This window comes from Candidatus Acidiferrales bacterium (assembly GCA_036514995.1).
GTDB lineage: Bacteria > Acidobacteriota > Terriglobia > Acidiferrales > DATBWB01 > DATBWB01.
Genome location: DATBWB010000036.1, coordinates 1 through 5,285, shown reverse-complemented (window position 1 = coordinate 5,285; position 5,285 = coordinate 1). Strand labels below are relative to the sequence as shown.

Sequence of the window (5,285 nt, the reverse complement as noted above, 5' to 3'; positions counted from 1 at the left end):
TATGATCAATAAAGCATGCCGTCTGATTTGCCGAAAATGGCCCCGAATAGTTGGAACGGCGCTGGTCGCTCGTTTATTTCGCGCAGGGAGCTTGTGGCGCCTTGTCCGGCAGCGTGCTGGCCAATCTGGTAGGAGAAGGATTATGCGCGAGGACCAGAAAGCATCAGAGCGATGGGCTGCGGACGCGAGAGTCCGTGAAAAATTTAACCACAAGACAACGGTCGTCTTGGTGACGGCTGTTTTTCTGCTGAGTCTGTTTTGCTGGCCGGCTTTTGCCTTCGGGCAGGATCTCGCTCGGTACCACCGAGACATCGAAACCGAAGCGGAGACCATCGGCCAAACTTCCCTTTCTGCCGATCGCATCATCGAGATCCTGCGCAAGGAGCCTGCCTTGCTGCTCGAGGTCAAGAAGCTCCTGGTCAGGAAGGCTTACGAACAAGGTCGGCTGCTCGACGAGACGGAACTAACCGACGAAGCCTTGTTCAGGCTTTTGAACCGGGACGCCAGGATCAGGGCTCTTGCCACCCAAGAACTCGAAAGGCGCGGCTACATCCGCGATGCAACCCGTGAGCAGGTCTCCGGTCAGCCGGAAACGCTCGAGCCGGAATCTCCGCCGGAAGGTTTTGATCGTGAGACTTCCCCGCTTCCTCGCATTCGCCCCGAGCAGCTACCGGAGGTGCTTCGAACCGCGGAAGACGGTCGCCCTCTCTCGAACGAGGCTGCAGAGCGGGGCGCGTTCCGCCGTGAACCGGGAATCAACCGCGATACTCGGCCTCGTCCACCAACCGAGCCGCGCGGGGAACAGCCCGTCATTGTCCGCCGGCCCAATCCTTATGCCGACGTACCCTCGCTTTACGATCTTTACGCCCAGGTTTCTCGCCGCTCCCCGGTCATCGAGCGCTTTGGCGCCGATATCTTCCGCAACGGGACCGGCGATAACGACAATCTGCCCATGGATCTTCCGGTCGGGCCCGATTATGTGATCGGCCCGGGCGATGGCCTGATGATTGACCTGTGGGGCAGTGTTTCGCAACGACTTCAAAGAATTGTTGACCGCCAAGGCCGTGTGGCTCTGCCGGAAGTTGGTCCCGTCTTGGTCACCGGCCGGACTCTCGGCCAGGTTCAACAAGCCTTGCAGGCAGTTCTTCGTACGCAGTTTCGCCAAGTCCAGGCTGACGTCTCGCTTTCCCGGCTGCGCACCGTGCGCGTCTATGTGGTGGGAGATGTCGAACGCCCGGGCGCATATGACATCAGTTCGCTTTCCACGCCTCTTAATGCCCTCTACGCCGCCGGTGGTCCGACCGACCGCGGCTCCCTCCGCACGCTTCGCCACTACCAGGGAAAACAATTAGTTCAAGAGGTTGATGTTTACGATTTGATCTTGCGCGGAATCCGATCTGACGTTCACCGCCTGCAGGCTGGCGATACCGTCCTCGTCCCTCCCATCGGGCCACAGATCACCCTGGAAGGCATGGTGCGCCGGCCCGCCAATTACGAAATCAAAGGCGAGAAGACCCTGTCCGATGTCCTTATTCTGGCCGGCGGAATCATGCCCACCGGCACCCTCCGCCATATCGATGTTGAGCGCGTCGAGGCACACGAGAAACGGATCATGCTCAGCCTCGACCTTCCGGAGACGGAGAATGATGGCGCAGTGTCGAAGAGTCTGGAGCAATTCAACATTCAAGATGGTGACCGGATCAAAATCTCCCCCATTCTCCCTTATAGCTACCAGACGGTTTATCTCGACGGCCATGTGTTCCGACCGGGCAAATATCCCTACCGCGACGGGATGAAGGTAGGTGATCTGGTCAAATCTTATAGTGACTTGCTGCCCGAGCCTTCGCACCGCCACGCGGAAATCATTCGGCTGGACCAGCCGGACTTTCGACCGGTCGTGATGGCCTTCAATCTGTCCGATGCCCTGGCCGGGGGAAACGAGAACCTTGCCCTGCAACCCTTTGATACGGTCCGCGTTTTCAGCCGCTACGACTTTGAGGACCCGCCCTTCGTAACCGTCGCCGGCGAAGTCCGAGAACCCGGTCAACATCGCACGAGCGGTGAGATTCACCTGCGCGATGCCGTCTATCTCGCCGGGGGGCTTACTCCCGATGCCATGACCGAGGACTCCCAAGTCTTCCGCAAGACTACCGGCAGCAAACTCAAGGTCTTGAGCGCCAACCTGGCGAAAGCGCTCGCCGGCGACCCGGCCGAGAACATCCTCCTTGAACCAAAGGACCAAATCCTTGTTCATCGCAACCTGGCAAAGGTTGACCCGCCCACCGTCTTCATTCAGGGCGAAGTTGCCAATCCCGGAAAGTATCCTCTTGGCGAGGGAATGACTGCTTCCGAATTGGTGCGGTTGGCAGGCGGTTTCAGACGCAGCGCGTTTGCCGAGTCGGCCGACCTGACCCGCAGCCTCGTGCGCAACGGCCAGAAGATAACGGGAGAGCATCGGGAGGTCGAGATTGCCAAGGCCCTCGCCGGGGACGGCGAAGCCGATGTTCTCCTTAAGCACGGCGACACGTTGACTATCCGACAGTTGGCCGGTTGGAACGACATTGGCGCATCCGTTGTTCTGCGGGGTGAAGTGCAGCACCCCGGGACTTATGGCATCCGGCCAGGCGAACGGCTCAGCTCTGTCTTGAAACGGAGCGGGGGATTTCTCCCTGCGGCTTATCCGCAGGGAGCGTTGCTCGAGCGCGTTGAAGTCCGCCAGCTTCAAGAAAAGAGCAGGCGGGACTTAATCGAGCGCATTCAGCAGGAAGCAGCCACCTTCAAGGTTTCCCTCCAACAGAGCGCCCAGGAGCAGGTTGCTTTGCAACAAACCGCCCTCCAGCAGCGCCAGCGCGCTATCGAAGCCCTGCAGCGGGCGCCGGCCACCGGACGCCTGGTGATCAGGCTCCGAAGCAATCTGGCCGAGTTTGAAAACTCTCCCGATGACATCGAATTGAGAGCTGGTGACACGCTCTATGTCCCCAAGCGCCCGGACTTCGTGGTGGTTAACGGTCAGGTTTACAACTCCAACGCCATCACCTTTACGCCGCGGAAGAATGCAGCCTGGTACCTGAAGCAGGCCGGCGGGCCGACCGACCAGGCGGACAAGAGTGCAATCTTCATCGTCCGCGCGAATGGATCTGTGCTCACCGGAAAAGGCGAAGGCTGGTGGGGCGGGAACGTCTTGTCCGCCCGCGTTGAACCCGGCGACACCATTGTCGTGCCCGAGAAACCCATCGGCGGCTCGACTCTCTGGAAGAACTTGTTGAGTGTGGCCCAGGTGGCGTCGTCTGCGGCGGTTACCGCGGCCGTGCTGGTCCGTTGAGGTGGCTGGATTGAGAGCAGCAGTCGTGTACGGCTTCCTGCAGGTTTTGCTGGTGGCACTGGCCTTGGCAGCGCCGGCGGAGGCGCGTGACTATCCGCGCTATCCAGCCGCGGGATCGACATACGTGCCGCTGGATAGTTGGATCTATCCGGCGCTGGAGCGCCTGGCCGCCCTGGGCTACATCCACACTCAGTTTGCCGGGATCAGGCCATGGACAAGGCTCGAGTGTGCCCGTCTGATTGACGAAGCCGGCGAACTCGTCCAGCAGGAGGACATGGGGCCAGCCGAAGCGATCCGGTTGTACCGAGCACTCGAAAAGGAATTTGCCGAGCAGCTCGAAGCGTTGGGGGGAGGACGCAATCGAGGACTTCGCCTCGAGTCGCTCTACACGCGCTTCACGGGCATTGGCGGCACGCCGCTGACCGACGGCTTCCACTTCGGCCAAACCATCGTGAACGACTATGGCCGGCCCTACCACGAGGGCGCCAACGTTGTCACCGGGTTCTCCGCCCGGGGTGTTGCCGGTCGCTTCGCCGTCTATGTGCGCGGCGAATACCAGCACGCCCCCTCTTCCCCGGCACTCTCCGAGCAAGCGCGAAATGTGATCGCGGCAGCCGACTCGATCCCGGTGCAGCCGGCAACGCCTTTTCCGGCGGTCAATCAGTTTCGCCTGTTGGACACGTATGTCGCGGTCAACCTGGAGAATTGGCAGGTTGCCTTTGGGAAACAAAGCCTGTGGTGGGGTCCGGGCTCCGGCGGGCCGCTCTTGTTCAGCAACAATGCCGAGCCGATCTATATGCTGCGTATCAGCCGGGCCATGCCCTTCAAGCTGCCCAGTGTTTTCGCTTGGTTGGGCCCTGTCCGTACCGAGTTCTTTGTTGGCAAACTCTCCGGCCACCGGTTTCCGGCCAGACCCTTTATTCACGGCCAAAAGATTAGCTTCAAGCCCACGCCCAATCTCGAGTTCGGCTTTTCCCGCACGAGCGTCTTTGCCGGGGTTGGTCACCCGCTCACATTCCGCAGCCTCGGGAGAAGCCTTTTTAACATACAGGGACGGACGCCGGGTGACGATCCAGGAGATCGGCGAGAAGCTTTCGACATCAGCTACCAGTTTGGCGGTTGGCTAAGCCTTTACAGCAACTTCATGTGGGATGACGCCATCCGCCGCACCACGATGAACCCGGGATTCTACCTCCCACGACTTCCACGGCTAACCAAGTTGGATTTTCGGGCGGAAATGGTCAGCACCGATGTCCCAGCAGGTCCGGATAGCGCAGGTCGCCTGATCTACTCGAATAATCAATATCATGACGCCTACACGAACAAAGGCAATCTGCTCGGAAGTTGGGTAGGTAGACAAGGTGTCGGGTTCCAACTACGAAGTACATATTGGCTGTCTCCTCGGAGCAGCGTCCAATTGAACTACCGCCATGCCAAGGTGAACGGGGATTTTATCAGGGGGGGCGGAACGCTGAACGACATCGGTACGAGCGCGCATCTGGTGCTCCGTCCTGATTTAATCCTCTCGACTTCTGTTCAGTACGAAAAATGGTCGTTCCCCGTGCTGTCAACCAACCGCAGGTCAAACGTCACCGCCTCCTTTCAGTTGACGTTCTGGCCGCAACCAAGGAGCCAATAGTGGAGAGCTCGGCCAGTGGCGCTGCACCGGCGACTGCGCGACCCAACGAGGTTGAGGCCCCTTCCGAGAACGGAATCGGCGAAGAGCTGCTCGACCTGGAGGGGCGGCAACAAAGCGTCGCCCGGGCCCGGCTGCTCTGGGATCAGCGGCGATTTCTTGCCAGAGTTGTCCTTGCTGGTCTGCTGTTCGGAACGGCGATCGCCTTCTTGATCCCCAAACGTTATGAGTCTTCCACGCAATTGATGCCTCCGGACAATCAATCCGGTTCGGGCATGGCCATGCTCGCGGGACTGACGGCCAGGACTGGGAATGGCCTTGGGATGT

The 5,285-nt window shown here is 59.9% G+C and carries 3 protein-coding genes; all 3 read left to right on the top strand.

Translation table 11 applies throughout. The features are described 5' to 3' along the window. The first annotated feature begins 142 nt into the window (after nucleotides 1-142). Nucleotides 143-3,322 (top strand): SLBB domain-containing protein, encoded by a 3,180-nt coding sequence (locus tag VIH17_02825; protein HEY4682163.1) that lies wholly within the window; start codon nucleotides 143-145, stop codon nucleotides 3,320-3,322. A gap of 10 nt (nucleotides 3,323-3,332) precedes the next feature. Then, entirely contained in the window at nucleotides 3,333-4,961 is a 1,629-nt protein-coding gene (locus VIH17_02820; protein HEY4682162.1) for a capsule assembly Wzi family protein, read from the top strand. Then, nucleotides 4,961-5,285: Wzz/FepE/Etk N-terminal domain-containing protein (locus VIH17_02815; GenBank protein ID HEY4682161.1), on the top strand; the 325-nt coding region annotated here is incomplete at its 3' end. The genes VIH17_02820 and VIH17_02815, both read left to right, overlap by 1 nt.

Excerpts from the sequence above, each read along its gene's own strand:
- VIH17_02825 (HEY4682163.1), top strand. The coding sequence starts at position 143 with ATGCGCGAGGACCAGAAAGCATCAGAGCGATGGGCTGCGGACGCGAGA.